Origin of the sequence: Celeribacter halophilus (assembly GCF_900114135.1) — a bacterium.
Classification (GTDB): Bacteria; Pseudomonadota; Alphaproteobacteria; order Rhodobacterales; family Rhodobacteraceae; genus Celeribacter; species Celeribacter halophilus.
In genome coordinates, this window is the sequence record NZ_FORY01000001.1 from 35,230 (window position 1) to 55,476 (window position 20,247).

Consider the following 20,247-nt stretch of genomic DNA (forward strand, 5'->3'; position numbering starts at 1 on the left):
GTCCTTAAGATTCTCGTGTGAATGGGGCTTATGGCGGCGGAAAATGGTCTGAGCCTGTGGGGAATGTCAATGCAAAGCGTTGATTATTGTGTCGCAGCCTTCTGCTTTTCTTTTTTGTCCCGACGAAACTGTGACCTTAGGGATCGGCGTAAAGAGACGCGAGGCGAGGCTGTTATGGGTGAGGCCGGAGGTGGCTGTGGCGCGCTTCCGGCCCCTATCCCAGCGCCAGCATGCCACCGGGTTTGCGTGCGATCCGGCCATCGAGTTCAAGGTTGAGAATCTCCGCACTGGCACGTTCGGGCGCCACGCCGAGGTCGCGGATGAGGTCGTCCTCGGGCAGGGGAGCGCCGGACAGGCGGGAGAGAATCTCCCGATGGAGGGCGGCGTGATCGGCCAGAGTACGGGTCTCTGCGGGGGCCGCAGGCACGGGGATGGCCTCTTGCGGGGTCGTCATGGCGGTCTGGGCCAGCGGCGAGGCGGCGGCCAGTGTGTCGATCACATCGCGGGCGCTGCGAATGAGGGTGGCCCCGTCGCGCAACAGGATGTTGCAGCCCGCCGAGCGTGCATCAAACGGATGCCCCGGCACGGCCATGACCTCCCGCCCCTGATCCAGCGCATTGCCTGCGGTGAGAAGCGAGCCGGAGCGTGCGGCGGCCTCGACGACGATGGTGGCGCGGGCCAGACCGGAGACGATCCGGTTGCGCATCGGAAAGTGGCGGGCAAAGGGTTTCATGCCGAACGGTTGCTCGGACAACAGCAGGCCCGACTCGGCCATGCTATGATAAAGCGCGGTGTTTTCTGCGGGGTAGATCTGGTCCAGACCACCGGCCAGCACAGCGAGCGTGCCGGTGTCCAAGGCCGCCTCATGTGCGCTTGCGTCGATCCCCCGGGCAAGGCCGGAGGCGATAGCAAATCCTTCAGCACCAAGATCGCGGCTGAGTGTGCGGGCGAAGCGATGGCCCAGAGAGGAGGCATTGCGCGCGCCTACGATGGCCAGCGCGGGACGTTCGAGCAGGGAAAGATCGCCCTTGACCCAGAGCGCGGGCGGCGCGTCGTCGATCTGTGCCAGAAGTGCGGGATAGTCGGGATCGCCACGCAGCAGGAGCCGCGCACCCTGTTTGCGCCCCGCCCGCAGTTCCGCGTCGATCACGCCTTGAGGGCAAATCTGATAATCGGAAACACCGGCCTGACGGGCGATTTCGGGCAGGGCCTCAAGGGCTGCGGCCGCATCGCCGTGTTCTTTCATCAGTCGGTAAAAGGTGCTCACGCCAACGCGGCGAGAGCGCAAGAGGCGAAGCCAGATGGCCCGATCTTCCTCGGTGTGGGGTGGGGTGAGGGGGTGGTGGGAAGGGATGAAATCCAAGGAACCAACTCTCTCCGTCTCTTGCCCCTTCACATTCACTCAAAATGGTTAATGAGCAGTTACCAAAAACAGGAAAATTTGGCTTTTTTCGCAAACAAACGAAGTTTTTCGCTTCGGTCATGCCAGATACGGACAGGCCTGAGACGGGACACCCAAGGCGGTTGTGAGCCCCGCCTTGGGGCTAGAGCAATCTGGAGGAGGGCGCTTATGCGGCAGAGCCGCCGACTGTCAGCCCGCCGATCAGCAGGGTCGGCTGGCCGACACCCACAGGCACCCATTGCCCCTGTTTGCCACAGTTCCCAACGCCGGGATCAAGCGCCATGTCATTGCCGATGGCACGCACATGTTTCATGGCGGTGGCCCCGTCTCCGATCAACGTGGCCCCTTTGACCGGTGCGCCGATCCGGCCGTTCTCGACCCGATAGGCTTCGGTGCAGTTGAAGACGAATTTGCCGTTGGTGATGTCGACCTGACCGCCGGAGAAGCCCACGGCATAGATGCCGTCTTTCATGTCGGAGATGATCTCGTCTGGAGCGGCATCTCCGCCCAGCATATAGGTGTTGGTCATCCGCGGCATCGGGGCGTGGGCGTAGCTTTCGCGCCGACCGTTGCCGGTGGGGGTGACGCCCATGAGACGTGCGTTCTGGCGGTCCTGCATGTAGCCAACAAGAACACCGTCCTCGATGAGCGTGGTTTTCTCCGAGGGGGTGCCTTCGTCATCGACAGAGATCGACCCGCGCCGGTCGGGGATGGTGCCATCGTCCAGCACGGTGACGCCCTTTGCGGCGACCTGTTGGCCCATAAGCCCTGCGAAGGCAGAAGTTTTCTTGCGGTTGAAATCACCCTCAAGCCCGTGCCCGACCGCTTCGTGCAGCAATACGCCGGGCCAGCCCGGTCCGAGCACCACATCCATGACACCGGCGGGGGCGGGGACGGCTTCGAGGTTCACAACGGCAATGCGTAGGGCCTCGCGGGCTACACCCTGCCAGTGATCCGGTGCGATGAGACCGGTCAGGCCAAACCGTCCGCCACCGCCCGCAGAGCCGCTTTCACGACGGCCATTCTGTTCGACAATGACGGAAATGGAGAGTCGCGCCATAGGGCGGATGTCGGAGGTCAGCCCGCCTTCGGGGCGCAGGATGTAGACCTCCTGATGGGAGGCGGCGAGCGAGGCGGTGACCTGCACCACACGGGTATCAAGGTCGCGCAGGTAGTCGTCGATCTCTTTGAGCGTCTCGATTTTCACATCAAAGGCGGCGCCGTCGAGCGGGTTTTCGTCGGTGTAGAGATGGACGTTGGTCAGGCGCGGGGCATCGGCCAATGTGCCGCCGCCTTCGCCCACGGCGAGACGTGCGGTTTCGGCGGCGCGCCGGATGGCCTGTTCGGTGATCTCTGTGGAATGGGCATATCCGGTGGTTTCGCCCCGCACGGCGCGCAGTCCGAACCCTTCGGACGCATCATAGGATGCGGTGCGAATACGGCCATCATCAAGGACCAGACCTTCGGAGGTGCGCCGTTCGAGAAAAAGCTCGCCATCATCGGCTCCCGCGATGGCCTCACGGAGAATCGCAAGGGAGTTTTCAAGTTCGATCGCATTTGTAAATGGGTCAAAACGGCTCGAAGTCATGGATTTTCTCCCTTTAGACTTGATCTAGATCAAAAAAACAGCTGAATGCGGATAGGAATTCTTGTCCCGTCACGCCTAATATGGTCTTTGATAGGGCAGACTCAAACGAAAACGCACCCGGAATACCGGGGCAGCCGTCGGGGAAACAACCCTGATTGCAACCTAGGGAAGAGACAATGCGCACAAAATCTTTTGGGTCCGCTGCGGCGGCCGCTCTTTTTGCAACGCTGACCACGACCGGTATGGCGACCGGGGCATGGGCCCAGGACGGTGAACTTCTGGGCGCGCCCGTGTCGGGCAAGACAGGGTTCCAGCCCGCCGCGACGGAACTGGCGCGTGATCTGCAATCGCTTGATCATATGCTTCTGGTGGTCATTGCCCTGATCGTCGGGTTTGTCTGTGCGCTGATCCTCTGGGTCATCGTGCGTTACAACCGCAAGGTCAACAAAACGCCGGCGAGCTTTACCCATCACACGCCAATCGAGGTGGCCTGGACCATCGTGCCGATCCTGATCCTCGTGGTCATTGGTGCGTTTTCCCTTCCGGTGCTGTTCAAGCAGCAGGAAATTCCGGAGGGCGACATCTATATCAAGGTGACGGGCTACCAATGGTATTGGGGCTATGAATATGTGGACGAAGACATTGCCTTCGACAGCTATCTTCTGGGTCACCCTGCCAATATGACGGATGAGGATTACGACGCCGGTGCGCGCAACTATGTGCTGAACGATGCGATGCGCGACAAGCTGGTGCGGGCGGGCTATTCCGAGGACCAGTTCCTGTTGGCCACCGATACAAAGGTTGTTGTGCCTGTGGGTAAGACAATCGTGATGGGTGTGACCGGTGCGGATGTGATCCACAGCTGGACAATCCCTGCCTTTGGCGTGAAACAGGATGCCGTTCCGGGCCGTGTGGCCGAGCTTTGGTTCAAGGCCGAGAAAACCGGCACCTTCTTTGGCCAATGTTCCGAGCTTTGCGGCAAGGACCACGCCTATATGCCGATCACGGTGCAGGTGGTGGAGCAGGACGAATATGACGCTTGGCTGGCGCAGGCCAAAGAGCTTTACGCCGCCAACGACACCGCTCCGAGCGCAATCAAACTGGCATCTGCCAACTAAGATTTCGGGTGAGGGCGGATCAACCGCCCCGCCATATAAAAGAACAAGACCCACGCACGAAAGCGCCCCCCATAAGAGGTCAAAGCCCGTCGGGGGGCATCTTCACAACTGGCAAAACGCACTGGACAATATGCGATGACTGACGCGACGATCATTTTGGACGACAAACACGAGGCGGAATTCGGCGACTATTTTGCGCTGCTCAAGCCGCGTGTGATGTCTCTGGTCGTGTTCACGGCCTTTGCCGGTCTGATCGTGGCTCCGGGCGGGATTCATCCGTTTCTGGGGTTTTTCGCGATTCTTTGCATTGCCATCGGCGGCGGAGCCTCCGGCGCACTGAACATGTGGTATGACAGCGACATTGACATGGTGATGAAACGCACCAAGTCGCGCCCGATTCCGGCGGGGAAAGTCACGCGCGAAGAAGCGCTGGGCCTTGGCCTGACTCTCTCGGCCTTTTCGGTCGTCATGCTGTATCTTGCGACAAACTGGGTCGCAGCGGCGCTTTTGGCCTTCACCATCTTTTTCTATGCGGTGGTCTACACCATGTGGCTCAAACGCGCGACGCCGCAGAACATCGTGATCGGCGGGGCGTCGGGGGCATTTCCTCCGATGATCGGCTGGGCTGCGGTGACGGGGGACATCACGCTGTCTTCGGTTCTGATGTTCATGCTGGTCTTTATGTGGACGCCGCCGCATTTCTGGTCTCTGGCGCTGTTCATGAACGCGGATTACGACAAGGCGAAAGTGCCGATGCTGACCGTCACCCACGGCAAGCGTGCGACGCGCAACCATATCCTTGTCTACACCGTGCTGCTGGCAGGATTCGCCGCAGCAATGTTTGCCACACCCTTGGCAGGGTGGAGCTATCTGGTCGTTGCAGTGGTGATGAACGCTCTGTTCCTGCGCGGGGCTGTGGTGCTCTGGCGGCGCGATGAAGTCGTGGCGGAAGCTGACGGCTACAAGGCCGAGCGCGCGTTTTTCAAACTGTCGCTGGCCTATACTTTCCTGCATTTCATGGCGCTTATGGCTGACAAGGTGCTCTTTTCCTTTGGCATCGGAGGGCCGTTCTAAGATGGCAATCACCAAGCTGCACGACATTCACACCCGCCGCCGCTCCCGCAATGTGGGGCTGGGGCTGGCTTTGGCGGCCTTTGTCGTGCTGCTGATCGGGTTGACCGTGGTCAAGGTGACCGTGCTTGATCCCTCCATTGCAACGCAGGAGACACAATACTGATGGCACTCCAAGGTCCGCAAAAGACAGTGCTGCAACTCGTGGGGGTGGTGACCCTCATGGGCGCGCTGGCGTGGGCCTCTGTGCCGTTTTACAGCTGGTTCTGTCGGGTGACGGGCTTTGGTGGCACCACGGATGTGGCCGAGAGCGCCTCGGATGTCATTCTGGACGAGACCATTAAGATCCGCTTTGACGCGAACACGGATCCGTCGATGGCATGGGAGTTCAAGCCCGTTGAAAACGTGATGGAATTGCGCATCGGGGAGACGGGGCTGGCGTTTTACGAGGCTTACAACCCGACCGATCGTGTGATCGCGGGCACGGCGTCTTACAATGTCGCGCCCTTCGAGGCGGGCAATTTCTTTACCAAGATCGACTGTTTCTGCTTTACCGAACAGATACTCAAGCCCGGTGAGCGGGTACTGATGCCCGTGACCTTCTATGTCGATCCGGAAATCACGACCGACAGGGATGCGAAATATGTGCATCGGATCACACTGTCTTATACATTTCACGAAACAGATCTGCCTGAGGATTATGCCGCGCTGGATAGCGGCAGCCCTGTGCAGACCACTGTGAACTAAGCCCGAACGGGCACTCTAAGGGAGAGGGACGCACGCAATGGCGCACGAAAAGAACCACGACTACCACATCCTTCCACCGTCGCCCTGGCCGCTGATGGGGGCAATGGCTGCCTTTGTCATGCTATTTGGCGCGGTGATGTGGATGGCCAAGGACAACCCTTATATCTTCCTGATCGGTTTCATCGGTGTGCTCTATGTGATGTGGAGCTGGTGGGGCGAGACGATCAAGGAGAACAAGGCGGGGGATCACACGCCGGTGGTGCGGATCGGTCTGCGCTATGGTTTCATCATGTTCATCATGTCCGAGGCGATGTTCTTTGCCGCATGGTTCTGGGCGTTTTTCAAGAATGCGCTCTATCCGATGTGGAGCTATCCGGGCACGGAATATGTGAAGCCCGAATTCATTCCGGTGGATGCCTTCCACCTGCCGCTGATGAATACACTGATCCTGTTGCTGTCCGGCTGTGCCGTGACTTGGGCGCACCATGCTCTGGTGCATGGCAATATCCGCAAGGACCTCGTTGCCGGTCTTGCGATTGGTGTGGGCTTCGGCGCGGTGTTCACACTGTTTCAGGCCTATGAATACTACGAGCTGCTTGTGCATGAAGGCTGGACCTTCGGGGGCGACTTCTTCTTTGGCTCCTTCTTTATGGCCACAGGATTCCACGGTTTCCATGTGATCATCGGCACGATTTTCCTGACCATCTGTCTGGTTCGTGCGATGCGCGGTGACTTTACGCCGGAGGATCACATCGGGTTCGAGGCCGCCGCATGGTATTGGCACTTTGTGGATGTCGTCTGGCTGTTCCTGTTCGTGGCGGTTTACATCTGGGGCCAGTGAGTGCCCTGAGTATTTCCCGCCATCAGAAAACCGGTTAGAAGGGCGCGGGGATCGCGCCCTTTTCCATTGGAGAGCCTCTATGGAGAAAAGATGCACAAACGGATGATTTTCCCCATCGTGATCGGTGTCCTCGGCTGTGGCATTCTGATCTGGTTGGGCACATGGCAGCTGTCGCGTATGGCGTGGAAAGAGGGGATTCTGGCCGAGATTCGTGCGGAGATCCGCGCCGATCCCGTGCCGCTGCCGGCTGTGGTTGATCCGTCCATGAAATACCTGCCGGTGGTGGTCGAGGGGAAGATCGGGGATGCGGAGCTGCATGTTCTGGTCTCGCGCAAGCAGATCGGCGCGGGCTATCTGATCGTCGCGCCGCTGACGTTGGACGACGGGCGGCGGGTGTTGCTGGATCGCGGATTTGTGTCGGACGAGGCGAAAGAGGCGGCGCGTCCCAAGGGGGCTGTCACGGTGATCGGCAATCTGCATTGGCCGGATGATATGAACGCCTCGACCCCTGAGCCGGACATGGCGCGCAACATCTGGTTCGGGCGGGACATTCCGGCGATGGCGGCGGCTTTGGACACAGAGCCGGTCCTGATCGTGGCACGAGAAAGCACGGGAGAGGGGATCGAGCCGATGCCCGTGGGCGTCGCGGGCATTCCGAATGACCATCTTGAATATGCGATTACGTGGTTTTCGCTCTGTCTTGTCTGGTTAGGGATGACTCTTTTCCTTCTCTGGCGTATCAGGACGCGAACAATCTGACGAGCGGAGCACATGCGTTATATCTCGACCCGCGGCGATGCGCCGGTTTTGAACTTTGAAGAGGCCATGTTGACGGGCCTTGCTTCTGATGGCGGGCTCTATGTGCCCGAGACCATTCCGACCCTGAGCGAAGGCGAGATTGCCGCGCTGGCGGGGCTGTCTTATGAGGAGGCCGCCTTCAAGGTGATGAAGCCTTTCATCGGCGACACCTTCACTGATGCCGAGTTTCAGGAGATTATTGCGAAGGCTTATGCAGGCTTCAAACATGACGCCCGTGCGCCTTTGGTGCAGTTGGGGCCGAACCACTTCCTGCTGGAGCTGTTTCACGGGCCGACGCTGGCGTTCAAAGATTTCGCCATGCAGCTTATCGGGCAACTGTTTCAGGCCGCACTGACGCGGCGCGGGGAACATGTGACCATTGTCGGTGCGACTTCGGGGGACACCGGTTCTGCCGCCATCGAAGCCTTCAAGGGCCTGTCGAATGTGGATGTGTTCATCCTCTTTCCGCATGGCCGCGTCTCCGATGTGCAGCGCCGCCAGATGACGACACCGTCCGAGTCCAATGTCCACGCGCTTGCGGTTGAGGGCGACTTTGACGATTGTCAGGCAGCGCTCAAGGATATGTTTGCCGATATCGACTTCCGCGATCACGTCAAACTTGCGGCGGTCAATTCGATCAACTGGGCGCGGGTGCTGGCGCAGGTCGTGTATTACTTCACCTCGGCCGTCTCTCTGGGGGCGCCGCATCGCAAGGTTTCCTTTACCGTGCCGACCGGCAATTTCGGGGACATCTTTGCGGGCTATATCGCCAAGCGCATGGGTCTTCCGATCGAGACGCTGGTAATTGCCACGAACCAGAACGACATTCTGCACCGGACGATGGAAACAGGGGCCTGCACGAAAGAAGGCGTGGTCCCCTCGATCAGCCCGTCGATGGACATTCAGGTGTCGTCGAATTTCGAACGTGCGCTTTTCGATGTCTATGACCGCGAAGGTGCGGCGATTGCGCAGCTTATGGACGAGTTCAAATCCGGCGCGTTCAAGATTTCCCAAGGGGCGATGGACCGTCTGCGGGACACGTTCCAATCGGGCCGCGCCTCTGAAGAAGAAACCACTGCCACGATTGCTGACATGCACAAACGCACGGGCGAAGTTCTCTGCCCGCATACGGCTGTGGCTGTGAAAGTGGCGGAGGAGCATTTGGGCGATGTGCCGATGGTCTCGCTTTCGACCGCGCATCCGGCGAAATTCCCCGCAGCGGTCGAAGCGGCCTGCGGTATTCATCCGGACCTGCCGGAGCATATGGCCGATCTGTTCGAGCGCGACGAGCGGTTCACAGTGGTGCCCAATGACCTCGACGGTCTTAAATCCCTCATCAAGGAGCGTCTCGCTTGAGTCCACGTATCCACACCCTTCCTAACGGTTTTCGGATTGTCACCGAACTTCAGCCGTCGATGCAAAGCGCGTCGATCGGGGTCTGGGTGCTGGCAGGTGGGCGGCACGAGCGCATCGAACAGAACGGCATTGCGCATTTTCTCGAACATATGGCGTTCAAGGGCACCAAGCGCCGCACGCCTTTGCAAATCGCGGAAGTGCTGGAAAATGTCGGCGGCTATCTCAACGCCTATACCACGCGGGAAACCACGGCCTATTATGCGCGGGTGCTCAAAGATGATGTGTCTCTGGCGCTGGACGTGATCGGGGACATCGTTCTGAACCCGATTTTCGATCCGCATGAGCTGGAAGTCGAACGCGGCGTGATCCTCTCCGAGATCGGTCAGGCGCTTGATACGCCCGATGATGTGATTTTCGACTGGCTGCAAGAGGCCACCTTCCCGAAACAGGCGCTGGGCCGGACGATCCTTGGCCCCGCCGAACGGGTGCGGAATTTTACCCGCGACGATCTCGCAGGGTTTGTGGAAGAGCATTACAGCCCCGAACGCATGGTCCTGTCTGCGGCGGGGAATATCGATCACGACCGGATCGTGGCTGAGGCCGAGGCGATCTTTGGCGATCTTAAACCGCACGGTCGCGATTATGCCGATCCGGCACGGTTCGAGGGTGGCGAGTTTCGCAAGGTCAAATCCTTGGAACAGGCGCATTTCACGCTGGCTTTCGAAGGGCCGGCCTATCGTGACGAGAACATCTATATCGCCCAGACCGCGACCACGGCTTTGGGCGGCGGCATGTCTTCGCGTCTGTTTCAGGAACTGCGCGAAAAACGCGGGCTGTGTTACACGATTTATGCGCAGTCGGGGGCCTATTCCGACACCGGTCTGACCACGATTTACGCGGGCACCTCCGGCGAGCAGATCGCGGAACTGGCCGAGGTGACCGTGGACGAGATGAAACGCGCCGCCTCCGAGATGACGATGGTCGAAGTGGACCGTGCGCGGGCGCAGATCAAGGCGGGGCTGTTGATGGGGCTGGAAAGCCCGTCCTCGCGCTCCGAGCGCAATGCACGGATGCTGGGCATCTGGGGGCGTATTCCGGCGCTTGAGGAAACGGTCGAGCGGATCGACGCGGTCAGCCTTGAAAGTGTGCGGGAGTTTCTGGCGCAGACCGGATTGGGCAAGGCCTCTATGGCGCTTTATGGTCCGGTGAAAGCCGCGCCGGAGCTTGAAGATCTGCGTGAGAGGTTTGCTGCCTGATGCTGATGCGACGGCCGAAGGTAAGGATCGAGACGGAGCGTATGACGCTGCGCCTTCCCCAGCATTCGGACTATCGCGCTTGGGCGGCTTTGCGCTCTGAAAGCATGGAGTTCCTGCAGCCGTGGGAGCCCACTTGGTCCGAGGACCATCTGACGCGCAAATCCTTTACCAACCGTGTGATCTGGGCCGAGCGCAGTTACAAAAGCGACACAGGGCTTCCGGTGTTTCTGTTCCGGCGCGAGGACAATGCGCTTTTGGGCGCGTTGACGCTCGACAATATCCGCCGTGGTCCGGCGCAGGCGGGCACTATCGGCTACTGGATCGGGGCGCGTTATGCCCGCCACGGTTATATGAAAGAGGCGATTGCTGCCGTCACCCACCACGCTTTTACCCGTATGCGCCTGAGCAGGCTTGAAGCGGCCTGCCTGCCGGAAAATGTCGCCTCGCGTGGAGCGCTGGAAAAGGCCGGTTTCAAATATGAAGGCGTGGCGCAGGCCTATCTCCAGATCAACGGGCGCTGGCGCAACCATGTGCTCTATTCGGCTTTGCATCCTGACCGGCGAGGACCGACGACAATCGGTCAGGCCTGAGAACTCGGCCAGAGGTTTCGGCCTGATTTTTGGGACTGAGATTTCGGATTGAGGCGACGGGCGTCGTTGGCTACATCTGTGACGAAGGAGCCGCCCATGATACACCCTGCTACCCCTGAATTTCTGGCCCGCCTTGAAGCGGCCTTGCCTGCCGGCACGTTGCGAGAGCGGCGTTCTGGGGAGTTGGAAGACCCGCGTGGGCGTTATCAGGGGCAAGCGGCCACCATTGCCTGTCCGGCGACGGTGGAGGAGGTTTCGACCATCGTGCAGTTGTGCAATGCGGCCTGTGTCAGCATTGTTCCCTTGGGTGGCGGAACGGGTCTGGTGCTCGGGCAGATCGCCCATGACGGGCCTGCGCCTGTGGCGCTCTCGCTTGAGAAAATGACAAAAATCCGTGGGGTCTATCCGCAGGAAAATGTCATCGTGGCCGAAGCCGGTGCGATCCTTGCCGATGTGCAGACTGCCGCAGAGGAGCAGGACCGCCTGTTTCCGCTGTCCTTGGGGGCTGAGGGCTCCTGTCGGATCGGGGGCAACCTTTCGACCAATGCCGGCGGGCTCAACGTGTTGCGCTACGGTAATGCGCGGGAATTGTGTCTCGGGATTGAGGCGGTGCTGCCGGACGGGCATATTTTCCACGGGCTGAAACGGCTGCGCAAGGACAACACGGGCTATGACCTCCGCAATCTTCTGATCGGGGCCGAGGGCACGCTGGGTGTAATCACGGCGGCGGCGCTGCGGCTTTTCCCGCGACCGGAGCGGACGGCGGCGGCGATTCTGATCGTGCCCTCACCTGCGGCGGCGCTGGAGCTGTTGAACTTGGCGCAGGGCATCGCGGGGGAGGGGATTTCGGCGTTTGAACTGATCTCCGGCATGGGGCTGGATTTCCTGTCGGATACCATGCCCGACCTGCGCCAGCCATTCGAGGACCATCCCGAGTGGAGCGTGCTGATTGATCTCGGCGTGTCTGGCGCGTCCGATCCGGAGGAGATGCTGGCAACACTGTTCGAGCAGGGGTTCGAGGCGGGGCTGGTCTCCGACGGGGTCATTGCTCAAAGCGAGGCGCAGCGGCAGGACTTCTGGACCCTGCGCGAGACGATTCCAGAGGGCAACAAACGGGTCGGGTCGATTTCCTCCCATGACATTTCCATCCCGCTCTCGAAGATCGCCGCCTTCATCCCCGAAGGGATCAAGCGGCTTGAGGCCTTGGGCGATGTGCGAGTGAATTGTTTCGGGCATCTGGGCGACGGCAACCTGCATTACAACGTGTTTCCGGCGCGCGGGCGGGACCGGTCGGAGTATGAGAATATCCGGCTTGAGGTGAAGCGCGTGGTGCATGATCTGGTGGCGGAATATGACGGGTCGTTTTCAGCCGAACACGGGGTCGGGCGTCTCAAATCCGAGGATCTGGAGCGCTATGGTGATCCGGCGAAACTGTCGGCGATGCGGGCGATCAAGGCGGCACTTGATCCGAATGGCATCATGAATCCGGGTGCCGTTTTGCGCCTGCGCGCAGACTGAGTATTTGAGCCATCAGAAAGCAGGGCGGTTTGCCCGATAGCGCCCTGAACGGTGGCGATCAGGGCGCGGGGTGTTCGTGTTTGCTTATGGAGCGGGTGTGGTCACGCGCCGTCGAACTGGCATAGGGCGTGAATGTCGTAGCCGAGGTCTTCCAGACGTTTGCGGCCACCAAGCTCCGGCAGGTCGATGATAAAGGCGCAGCCGACGATCTCGCCGCCGAGACGTTCCACGAGTTTGGTTCCCGCCTCTGCGGTGCCGCCCGTGGCCAGAAGGTCGTCCACGACAAGGATTTTCTCGCCGGGCTGAATGGCGTCGTCATGCACTTCGACCACGGCCTCGCCATATTCGAGCTTGTAATCTTCCGAAATCACTGCGCCGGGCAGTTTGCCTTTCTTGCGGATGGGCACAAAGCCGATGGACAGCTGGTGCGCGATGGCGCCGCCGATGATGAAGCCGCGTGCCTCCAGCCCTACGACCTTGTCGATATGCTGGCCGACATAGGGGGCGAGCAACTGGTCGATGGCCAGCCGCATTCCGCGCGGGTCGGCAAAGAGTGTTGTGACATCGCGGAACATGATCCCTTCATGCGGGAAGTCGACGATGGTGCGGATGTAATCCTTGACGGTTTTCATGCCTTATCCTTTCAGAACGCGGCCCGCGACGGTCGCGAGTTTTTCGATCATCTCCGGTGCGCGTTTGTCCGGCGCGGTCATGATCGCATGTTCCAGCGCACGGTCGCAGCCATAGGGGCAGGGCGTGTAATGCGGTCCCAGTCGCCCGGGCAGCGCGGCGACAAGGGATTTTGCATGGGCGGTATTGGCTTTGAGCGTCGCGAGGATGTCGGTGATCTGCACCGCGCCGTGATCCGGATGCCAGCTGTCATAATCGGTGACCATCGCGACGGAGGCGTAACAGATCTCCGCCTCGCGGGCGAGTTTCGCCTCCGGCATATTGGTCATGCCGATGACATCGCAGCCCCAGCTTTCGCGATACATCCGACTTTCCGCGATAGATGAGAACTGCGGGCCTTCCATAGCCAGATAGGTGCCGCCTTTATGCACCGTGACGCCGGTTGCGCGTGCGGCCTCATAGGCAAGGCCGGAGAGCCGTTCGCAGACCGGATGGGCCACGGAGACATGCGCCACGCAGCCCGTGCCGAAAAAGGACTTTTCCCGCGCAAAGGTTCGGTCGATGAACTGGTCGATGATTACGAAATCCCCCGGAGCCATTTCTTCGCGAAATGATCCCACGGCGGAGACGGAGACAAGGTCGGTGACCCCCATCTGTTTCATCGAGTCGATATTGGCGCGGTAATTTACCGTGGAAGGGGAATGGACATGGCCGCGCCCGTGACGCGGGAGGAAAACCATTTTGATGCCGTCCAGCCTGCCGGTGAGCAAGGCATCCGAGGGCGCTCCCCAAGGTGTTGTGACCTCCTGCCAAGTGGCATCTTCCAGCCCGTCAATCTCATAGACGCCCGAGCCGCCCATCACACCGATCACACGTTGCCTGTCTGCCATGCCTGTCTCCTTGCTGGTCGGGCGGAGTTTGCGGCGATGCAGAACAGGGTGCAAGGGGCAAAGCGCAACAGATGACGGCTGTTCTTGCACAGTGTATGGCGATGGGCTTTCGCAATGCGACAAAACGCGCTATGGGGGCGTCAAGGCCCCGTGAACGGGCAAAGAAACCTCAAAATACCAAGGGATGACCCCGTGATACAATCCGCACTCGCAAGTTTTGCGAAAAACCTCTCCATTTCCGGAACGACATCGACCAAGCTCACGCCGACACAGGCCAAGACCGATGTCCTCTCCGGCCTCACCGTGGCTTTGGCGCTTGTGCCCGAAGCCGTTGCCTTTTCTTTTGTGGCGCAAGTCCACCCGCTGGTCGGGCTTTACGCGGCCTTCATTATGGGGCTTGTCACCGCCGTGTTCGGCGGGCGTCCGGGGATGATCTCCGGCGCGACGGGGGCGATTGCGGTCGTGTTCGTCTCTCTCGTCATCGAGCATGGTGTCGAATATCTCTTTGCCACCGTGGTCCTCATGGGGATTTTGCAAATCCTTGCGGGCATCTTCCGGTTGGGCAAATTCATCCGGCTTGTGCCGCACCCGGTGATGCTGGGCTTTGTAAACGGTCTGGCTATCGTGATTTTCCTCGCCCAGCTGACGCAGTTCAAGGTGCCAGGCACGGACAGCTTCATGACCGGCATGCCGCTCGTGATCATGCTGGCGCTGGTCGCCTTGACGATGGCGGTGGTATATTTCCTGCCGAAAGTGACCAATATCATCCCCGCACCCCTGGCCGGCATCCTGATCACGGCCGTGGTTGTGATTGCCTTTGGCATCAACGTGCCGCGCGTGGGTGACATGGCGCAGATCAAAGGCGGGCTTCCGACCTTCCACATCCCTGCCGTGCCGATGTTCGAAAGCATGGAGAGCTTCCTCTCCACGATGCACATCATTTTCCCCTATGCGCTGATCGCGGCGGCTGTGGGCTTGATCGAGAGCCTGTTGACGCTCAACCTCGTGGGCGAGATCAAGGGTGAGCGCGGTGGCGTGTCGCAGGAATGTCTGGCCCAAGGTGCAGGCAATGTGATCTCCGGTTTCTTCGGTTCAATGGGCGGCTGTGCGATGATCGGGCAGTCGATGATCAACGTGAAATCCGGCGGGCGTACGCGTCTGGCAGGGATTGCCGCAGCGCTGTTCCTTCTGGCCTTCATCATGGTCGCCAGCCCGCTGATCGAACAAATCCCGCTCGCAGCACTTGTCGGCGTGATGTTCATGGTGGTGATCGGCACGTTTGCATGGAACTCGTTCAACGTGATGCGCAAAGTGCCGCGCGTGGATGCGTTTGTCATCGTTCTGGTGACCGTTGTGACCGTCCTCGAAGACCTCGCAATCGCTGTTGTCGTCGGCGTGATCGTCTCGGCGCTGGCCTATGCGTGGCAGAATGCCTCGCGCATCCATGCCAAAACCTATGAGACACCCGAAGGCGCCAAGGTCTATCAAATTCAGGGCCCGCTGTTTTTTGGTTCCGCCGAAGGATTTCTTGAAATGTTCGATCCGGCAAATGATCCGTCTATGGTGATCGTCGATTTCGCCGATAGCCGTGTGGCCGACCAATCGGCGCTGAATGCGATCGAAAGTCTGGCGGCGAAATACGAGGCGCGGGGCAAGGAAATCCAGCTGCGCCATCTGAGCCGCGACTGTCACCGCCTGCTGTCGAAAGCGGGTCACTTGATGGTCGATAGCGATGACGATCCTGATTATCAGGTCGCTACGGACTATGTCGTGCGCACCGGTGTTCTCGGCAGCGGGCACTAGGCGAAAATGTTTGAATGAGACAAGAAAAGGGGCCCGCGCGGCCCCTTTTTACGTTTCCTTTGTGCGAAAAATACTCAGTCCGGATCAAGCCTTCGGGCGCGTAAGCTCGAATACTTTGGTGATTTCGGCATAATCCCGATAGCCGAGACGCGACAACAGACGCGCCTTGACCACATCGAAGCGGCCCTCGACGATCAGATCGGGACGAATGTGGATACCGACAACTTCGCCGAACACGGCGGTGTTCTCCGCCCCCACAAGCTCCACAATCTGCGTGACCCTGCATTCCAGAGAGGCGGGGGCATCTTCGACGCGGGAGCAGGCAATCTCGCGACAGGGGGCGCGCAACGTGCCCGAGTGGGTGAACTCGTCTTCCTCAAAGGCCAGCGCTTCTGAGGAGGCGTTCATCATCGCGATTTGCTCCGCGCCAACCAGATTGACGCAGAACTCGCCTGTCTCGCGCAGGTTTTGCATCGTGTCTTTCGCGCCGACAGAGCCGAACATCACCTGCGGCGGCGCATAGGCGACCGCGTTGAAAAAGGAATAGGGCGCGAGATTCTCGTGTCCCGAAGCGGACCGCGTCGAAATCCAGCCGATGGGGCGGGGCGAGACAATGGCGCTGAACGGATTGTGCGGCAGGTCATGCCCGTCGCTGGGGCGATAATACATTTTCGGAACGGTCCTTTCGCGTTTCGACGCGTTGCCCCCCATTTAACGCTGTGTTAGCAGAATTTCGAGCCAAAACCGCAGCAAGCGGGCGGAGCGAAAGGGGCAGGCGTGTATCAGCTCGAAACCGAGTCACCGGATGATCTATGGGAGGTCGAAGCCCTCTATGACACCTGCTTCGCGCCTGGGCGCGAGCTTTTGTCCTCCTACCGGTTGCGCGAGGGGGTCGAGAAGGTGTCCGATCTTTGTCTGATTGCGCGTGATGAGGGCGGCGTTTTGGCCGCTGCGATCCGCTTCTGGCCCATTCGCATCGGGGAGGACAGGCATCGCGCACTTTTGCTTGGACCTATTGCGGTCCACCCGACCCGTCAGGGTGAGGGGCTGGGCGGGATGTTGATGACAGAGGCCATGGCCGAAGCCGTCAAACTCGGTTGGGAGCGGGTGATGCTGGTGGGGGACGAGCCCTATTATTCCCGTTTCGGTTTTGAAAAACTCCACCATGTGGAAATGCCGCCGCCCACGAATCCGGACCGTGTGCTGGGCGTGGCCTTGCATCCCGGCGCGTGGGATGGGGTTGCGGGTCTTGTTCACAAGGACGACTGACCCCAAATAGAGGCAATGACCAAGAAATTGCCGCCTTTGAATGCTGGCCCCCATGCCGTTTTGCAAGCCCCCACACCGGAGGCGATCCGTGCGCTTGCGCGTCGGTTGAAACGCGCCAATCATCCCGGCATGCAGATTTTGAACATGGTGGGCGGCAAGGCGGACGGCTTGTTTGATAAACTGCCTGCCCCCGTGCGCGGACAGTTGGAGGCCGCGACGCTCTCGGCGCTTGAACTGGCGTTTGAAGGGGCTGCGCGGGGACGACGGACGGTGAAGGTCAACACATGGCTGTCGCGGGCGGTGACGTCGGGGCTGGGGGCGGCTGGCGGTGCCGGAGGGTTGCCGACCGCTTTGGCCGAACTGCCGGTGACCACAACTGTGCTGCTTCATGCCATTCAAGGCGTTGCTGAAGATCACGGGTTTGATCCTGCGCGGGATGATGTGCGCAAAGCCTGTATTCAGGTCTTTGCAGCCGCCGGTCCTTTGGCTGATGATGACGGGGCCGATCTCGGGTTTCTGGCCGCGCGGACGACTCTGACAGGGGCGACGCTGAACGGGATCATCGCCAAGGTTGCGCCGCGTCTGTCTGTGGTTCTGGGGCAAAAGCTGGCGACACAAACCGTGCCTGTGTTGGGAGCGGTGGCGGGGGCCGCGACGAATTACGCCTACACGGCCTATTATCAGGATATGGCGCATGTGAGCTTTGCCATGTTACGCATGGCTGAGGATAGTGACCTGCCGTTTGAGACGCTCAAGGAGATGTTGAGCGAGGAAATGAGCCGTTAACGCATTCTCGCGCAATGTATTGAAAGTTCGGTCCCTGTCAGACGCAACCAGATGCATACAGAGGTCAGTTGCAAACGACGTTTGCTGTGGGCTTTCATGCGTTAACCTTAATCAGATTAACCTTAATGCGTGAGTGGATGCGAGGCACCGCAATACGCTTCTGCATCTAGACGCAGGGAGGGGCGGCAGAAGAGAAGCCGCTTCAGAGCATGAAACCCTGCTTGCTTAGATAGGCGGTGAGATCTTCGCGCACCGATTGGGCACCATTTGCTGCCGCCTGATCAATCACCTGCGCCACCTCATCAAGGTCAAGTCGCCGGAGCATGGCTTTCACCGGGCCGATGGAGGCCGGACGCATGGAGAGCGTGCGCACACCCATAGCTGCCAGCGCCACAGCTTCGATCGGACGGCCTGCATCCTCGCCACAAAAAGACACAGGTGTGTCGAACTGGTCGCAGCGTTGCACGATCTGGCGGATGAAGTTCAGGAAGGAATAGTTCAGCGTATCATACCGGCGCCGGACCCGTTCGTTCTCCCGATCTGCGGCGAAGAAGAACTGTTTCAAATCATTGCCGCCGATGGAAATGAAATCGGTTTGTTCAAAGAACAGATCGGGTGCGAAGGCCAAAGACGGGGTTTCGAGCATCGCGCCGACTTCAATGGAGGAGGGCGGAACATATCCGAGTTTGCGTTCGGAAATCAGCACATCATCCAAAAGGGCTCGCGCCTCGCGAAACTCGTCGAACTGTGCCACGAAAGGGAACATGATCGTCAGAGGGCGCCCAGCTGCGGCGCGGGTGAGGGCTTGCAACTGCATCCGCATGACGCCGGGCTTGTCCAGCCCCACTCGAATCGCGCGCCAGCCCATTGCGGGGTTCGGCTCGTCTTGCGGCTTCATGTAGGGCAGAACTTTATCCGACCCGATGTCGAGTGTGCGAAACACCACACGTTTGCCACGTGCCGCATCCATGACGCGGGCATAGAGCGTGGCAAGCTCGCCGCGACGGGGCACCTTGTTGCGGATCAGGAATTGCAATTCCGTGCGAAACAGCCCCACACCTTCTGCGCCAGAAGAGGCCAGAGAGGGCAGGTCGGCCATCAGGCCCGCGTTCATATGCATGGCGATATGTTTGCCGCAGAGCGTCTCCGCAGGCAGACCCACAAGGCCGGCATAGCGTTGTTGCGCCTCGGCCTGCATCGCGATCTTGTCCCGAAACGCGGTGGCGACGGTATCTTCGGGCCTGAGATGCACAATGCCCTGATCGCCATCGACCAGAATCGCATTGCCATTGAGGGCCTCTGTCGTGATGCCTTCGGCATGGATTACCAAGGGAATTGCCCAAGCGCGGGCCACCACGGCGGCATGGGAGCCGACGGAGCCTTGTTCCAACACGATGCCCTTGAGCGTTTTGCCATATTCCAGCAATTCGCCGGGGCCGATGTTGCGAGCGACAAGGATGGGGTTTTCCGGCATTTCCGCGCCGGTCTCATGGCCTTGGCCGGTGAGAATCCGCAGCAGCCGGTTTGACAGGTCGTCAAGATCATGGAGCCGTTCACGCATGTAGGGGTCGGGCACCTTCGCCAGACGGGTGCGTGCGGCGCCCTGTTCTTTCTCCACGGCGGCTTCGGCCGAGAGACCGCGCCCGATGTCTTCTTCCATCCGGCGCATCCAGCCACGGGAATTGGCGAACATCCGGTAAGCTTCGAGCACCTCGCGTTGGTCTTTCTCCGAAGGTTCGACATTGGCCAGCATACTGTCCACAGAGAGACGTAGTTGATCGACCGCTTTGCGCAGGCGTTCGGTTTCCGCCTCGGGGTCGTCCGCGACAGGGTTGGTAACGACCACACGGGGCTCGTGCAGGAAGACATTGCCCTCGGCCACGCCCTCCTGACCGGTTGCGCCGCGAAACATCACCGGATGCTGATGCAGCGCTGTCATGCCGCCCTCGTCGCTGACAAAGGCACCCAGTTCGGTCATTTCGGCCAGCACCATCGCCACCACTTCGAGAGCATAGACCTCATCGTCGGTGAAGGCGCGGGCATCTTTGGACTGGACGACCAGAACGCCGAGAATCTCGCCCAGCCGTTGAATCGGCAGGCCCAGAAAGCTGGAGAAAAGTTCTTCGCCGGTTTCGGGCATATAGCGGAAACCGCGCTCGGAGGGGGCATCGGCGGCATTGACCATAGAGCGGGTGCGAGCAACCCGTCCGACAAGCCCCTCGCCAATCCGCAGCCGTGTCTGGTGGACGGCTTCGGCTTTCAGCCCTTCGGTTGCACAGAGTTCCAGCGTGTCGGAATCGCGGAAGAGATAGATCGAGCAGACTTCTGTCTGCATACTGTCGGCGATTAGGCTGGTGATGCGGTCAAGACGTTCCTGACCTGCGCTGTCCTCGGCCAACGTGTCCCTGAGCCGGCCCAACAGCTTCCGGCTTTCGCTCTCCATATTGTTTGGCATGTCCCCGCCGGTCCTCTCGCGCGCCTTACCTCTGGCGTCGTCTTCTTTAGAGCACAGATGTGGGTCTTGCCCAGAGAAAAACAAGCGGGATCAGAGCGATCAGCTATAATTTGCTTGGAAAAAGTGCAG

The 20,247-nt window shown here is 60.0% G+C and carries 19 protein-coding genes; 13 read left to right on the forward strand and 6 right to left on the reverse strand.

Annotation, left to right across the window (positions count from 1 at the left end):
• Positions 1-214: 214 nt before the first annotated feature.
• Positions 215-1,354 (reverse strand): DNA-processing protein DprA, encoded by a 1,140-nt coding sequence (gene dprA / locus BM152_RS00170; protein WP_331711564.1) that lies wholly within the window; start codon positions 1,352-1,354, stop codon positions 215-217.
• A gap of 214 nt (positions 1,355-1,568) precedes the next feature.
• Positions 1,569-2,990: a metalloprotease TldD gene (gene tldD, locus BM152_RS00175; protein ID WP_066602834.1), complete on the reverse strand. Its 1,422-nt coding sequence runs from the start codon at positions 2,988-2,990 to the stop codon at positions 1,569-1,571.
• 176 nt (positions 2,991-3,166) lie between these two features.
• Here tldD and coxB point away from each other — a divergent pair, with 176 nt between their 5' ends.
• The 10 genes from coxB to BM152_RS00220 all read left to right on the forward strand — a co-directional run bounded on the left by coxB (position 3,167) and on the right by BM152_RS00220 (position 12,285).
• Positions 3,167-4,108 carry a cytochrome c oxidase subunit II gene (gene coxB / locus BM152_RS00180; protein ID WP_066602838.1) on the forward strand — a complete coding sequence of 314 codons (942 nt, stop codon included), beginning with the start codon at positions 3,167-3,169 and terminating at the stop codon, positions 4,106-4,108.
• A gap of 135 nt (positions 4,109-4,243) precedes the next feature.
• A complete protein-coding gene (cyoE, locus tag BM152_RS00185; RefSeq protein ID WP_066602841.1) occupies positions 4,244-5,182 on the forward strand; it encodes a heme o synthase in 939 nt (312 codons plus the stop codon).
• Between the two features lies 1 nt (position 5,183).
• Positions 5,184-5,345, forward strand: coding sequence for a hypothetical protein (locus tag BM152_RS19100; protein WP_170125638.1), 162 nt, complete (start codon positions 5,184-5,186; stop codon positions 5,343-5,345).
• Positions 5,345-5,926, forward strand: coding sequence for a cytochrome c oxidase assembly protein (locus BM152_RS00190; protein ID WP_066602844.1), 582 nt, complete (start codon positions 5,345-5,347; stop codon positions 5,924-5,926). The genes BM152_RS19100 and BM152_RS00190 overlap by 1 nt, the downstream gene beginning before the upstream one ends.
• Positions 5,927-5,963: 37 nt before the next feature.
• Entirely contained in the window at positions 5,964-6,767 is an 804-nt protein-coding gene (locus BM152_RS00195; protein ID WP_066602847.1) for a cytochrome c oxidase subunit 3, read from the forward strand.
• 90 nt (positions 6,768-6,857) lie between these two features.
• On the forward strand, positions 6,858-7,526 hold the full coding sequence (locus BM152_RS00200; RefSeq protein ID WP_066602850.1) for an SURF1 family protein: 669 nt from the start codon (positions 6,858-6,860) through the stop codon (positions 7,524-7,526).
• Between the two features lie 12 nt (positions 7,527-7,538).
• Positions 7,539-8,921: a threonine synthase gene (gene thrC / locus BM152_RS00205; protein WP_066602854.1), complete on the forward strand. Its 1,383-nt coding sequence runs from the start codon at positions 7,539-7,541 to the stop codon at positions 8,919-8,921.
• On the forward strand, positions 8,918-10,177 hold the full coding sequence (locus BM152_RS00210; protein ID WP_066602857.1) for a M16 family metallopeptidase: 1,260 nt from the start codon (positions 8,918-8,920) through the stop codon (positions 10,175-10,177). The genes thrC and BM152_RS00210 overlap by 4 nt, the downstream gene beginning before the upstream one ends.
• Complete coding sequence (locus BM152_RS00215) at positions 10,177-10,767, forward strand: GNAT family N-acetyltransferase (protein ID WP_066602860.1); 591 nt, start codon at positions 10,177-10,179, stop codon at positions 10,765-10,767. The genes BM152_RS00210 and BM152_RS00215 overlap by 1 nt, the downstream gene beginning before the upstream one ends.
• A 96-nt stretch (positions 10,768-10,863) precedes the next feature.
• Positions 10,864-12,285 carry an FAD-binding oxidoreductase gene (locus tag BM152_RS00220; protein ID WP_066602863.1) on the forward strand — a complete coding sequence of 474 codons (1,422 nt, stop codon included), beginning with the start codon at positions 10,864-10,866 and terminating at the stop codon, positions 12,283-12,285.
• A gap of 101 nt (positions 12,286-12,386) precedes the next feature.
• Here BM152_RS00220 and BM152_RS00225 read toward each other — a convergent pair whose 3' ends face one another.
• Together BM152_RS00225 and BM152_RS00230 are read right to left on the reverse strand one after the other, a co-directional pair.
• Positions 12,387-12,917: an adenine phosphoribosyltransferase gene (locus BM152_RS00225; protein ID WP_066602868.1), complete on the reverse strand. Its 531-nt coding sequence runs from the start codon at positions 12,915-12,917 to the stop codon at positions 12,387-12,389.
• Between the two features lie 3 nt (positions 12,918-12,920).
• A complete protein-coding gene (locus tag BM152_RS00230; RefSeq protein ID WP_066602871.1) occupies positions 12,921-13,805 on the reverse strand; it encodes an S-methyl-5'-thioadenosine phosphorylase in 885 nt (294 codons plus the stop codon).
• 192 nt (positions 13,806-13,997) lie between these two features.
• On the opposite strand from BM152_RS00230, the gene BM152_RS00235 reads away from it, so the two are divergent.
• Positions 13,998-15,608: a SulP family inorganic anion transporter gene (locus BM152_RS00235; RefSeq protein WP_066602874.1), complete on the forward strand. Its 1,611-nt coding sequence runs from the start codon at positions 13,998-14,000 to the stop codon at positions 15,606-15,608.
• A gap of 84 nt (positions 15,609-15,692) precedes the next feature.
• Here the strand turns inward: BM152_RS00235 and BM152_RS00240 are convergent, their stop codons facing one another.
• Positions 15,693-16,277, reverse strand: a complete 585-nt coding sequence (locus BM152_RS00240; RefSeq protein WP_066602878.1) for a flavin reductase family protein — start codon at positions 16,275-16,277, stop codon at positions 15,693-15,695.
• A 108-nt stretch (positions 16,278-16,385) separates the two neighbouring features.
• Between BM152_RS00240 and BM152_RS00245 the strand changes: the two genes are divergently transcribed.
• A complete protein-coding gene (locus BM152_RS00245) occupies positions 16,386-16,877 on the forward strand; it encodes a GNAT family N-acetyltransferase (RefSeq protein ID WP_066602880.1) in 492 nt (163 codons plus the stop codon).
• Between the two features lie 15 nt (positions 16,878-16,892).
• Positions 16,893-17,663, forward strand: coding sequence for an EcsC family protein (locus BM152_RS00250; RefSeq protein WP_082715350.1), 771 nt, complete (start codon positions 16,893-16,895; stop codon positions 17,661-17,663).
• 202 nt (positions 17,664-17,865) lie between these two features.
• On the opposite strand, the gene ptsP is transcribed toward BM152_RS00250, so the two are convergent.
• A complete protein-coding gene (ptsP, locus tag BM152_RS00255; RefSeq protein WP_066602883.1) occupies positions 17,866-20,118 on the reverse strand; it encodes a phosphoenolpyruvate--protein phosphotransferase in 2,253 nt (750 codons plus the stop codon).
• Between the last annotated feature and the right edge of the window lie 129 nt (positions 20,119-20,247).

What these genes read in the sequence shown, in the direction of transcription:
- tldD (WP_066602834.1), bottom strand. Translation starts at nt 2,990, where the DNA reads ATGACTTCGAGCCGTTTTGACCCATTTACAAATGCGATCGAACTTGAA.
- coxB (WP_066602838.1), top strand. Translation starts at nt 3,167, where the DNA reads ATGCGCACAAAATCTTTTGGGTCCGCTGCGGCGGCCGCTCTTTTTGCA.
- cyoE (WP_066602841.1), top strand. Translation starts at nt 4,244, where the DNA reads ATGACTGACGCGACGATCATTTTGGACGACAAACACGAGGCGGAATTC.
- BM152_RS19100 (WP_170125638.1), top strand. Translation starts at nt 5,184, where the DNA reads ATGGCAATCACCAAGCTGCACGACATTCACACCCGCCGCCGCTCCCGC.
- BM152_RS00190 (WP_066602844.1), top strand. Translation starts at nt 5,345, where the DNA reads ATGGCACTCCAAGGTCCGCAAAAGACAGTGCTGCAACTCGTGGGGGTG.
- BM152_RS00195 (WP_066602847.1), top strand. Translation starts at nt 5,964, where the DNA reads ATGGCGCACGAAAAGAACCACGACTACCACATCCTTCCACCGTCGCCC.
- BM152_RS00200 (WP_066602850.1), top strand. Translation starts at nt 6,858, where the DNA reads ATGCACAAACGGATGATTTTCCCCATCGTGATCGGTGTCCTCGGCTGT.
- thrC (WP_066602854.1), top strand. Translation starts at nt 7,539, where the DNA reads ATGCGTTATATCTCGACCCGCGGCGATGCGCCGGTTTTGAACTTTGAA.
- BM152_RS00215 (WP_066602860.1), top strand. Translation starts at nt 10,177, where the DNA reads ATGCTGATGCGACGGCCGAAGGTAAGGATCGAGACGGAGCGTATGACG.
- BM152_RS00220 (WP_066602863.1), top strand. Translation starts at nt 10,864, where the DNA reads ATGATACACCCTGCTACCCCTGAATTTCTGGCCCGCCTTGAAGCGGCC.
- BM152_RS00225 (WP_066602868.1), bottom strand. Translation starts at nt 12,917, where the DNA reads ATGAAAACCGTCAAGGATTACATCCGCACCATCGTCGACTTCCCGCAT.
- BM152_RS00230 (WP_066602871.1), bottom strand. Translation starts at nt 13,805, where the DNA reads ATGGCAGACAGGCAACGTGTGATCGGTGTGATGGGCGGCTCGGGCGTC.
- BM152_RS00240 (WP_066602878.1), bottom strand. Translation starts at nt 16,277, where the DNA reads ATGTATTATCGCCCCAGCGACGGGCATGACCTGCCGCACAATCCGTTC.
- BM152_RS00250 (WP_082715350.1), top strand. Translation starts at nt 16,893, where the DNA reads ATGACCAAGAAATTGCCGCCTTTGAATGCTGGCCCCCATGCCGTTTTG.
- ptsP (WP_066602883.1), bottom strand. Translation starts at nt 20,118, where the DNA reads ATGCCAAACAATATGGAGAGCGAAAGCCGGAAGCTGTTGGGCCGGCTC.